Source organism: Tessaracoccus sp. OH4464_COT-324, from assembly GCF_003932855.1.
GTDB lineage: Bacteria > Actinomycetota > Actinomycetes > Propionibacteriales > Propionibacteriaceae > Arachnia.
In genome coordinates this window covers 1-209 of record NZ_RQYZ01000218.1, presented here as the reverse complement: position 1 = coordinate 209, position 209 = coordinate 1, and the positions used below count along the sequence as shown (strand labels likewise).

1 protein-coding gene is annotated in these 209 nt (G+C 58.4%); it reads left to right on the top strand.

What is annotated here, in order from left to right:
- Positions 1-209: SdrD B-like domain-containing protein (locus EII42_RS12820; RefSeq protein ID WP_199729924.1), on the top strand; the 209-nt coding region annotated here is incomplete at both ends.

The following is a 209-nucleotide window of genomic DNA, read 5'->3' as shown; positions in this document are numbered from 1 at the left end:
CAGGGATAAGGATTCTTCGACTGGGTTTGCCGAGTCTGAGGGCCTGACCCAAAACGGTGACCGCGATGAGACGCTGGACTTTGGTTTCGTGCGGCCGAGTGTGTCTGTTGGTGACTACGTGTGGCTGGATGTGAACGAGGACGGTAAGCAGGACGACACTGATCGCCCGATTGCCGGTGTGACGCTCACGTTGACTGGTCCGGATGGTC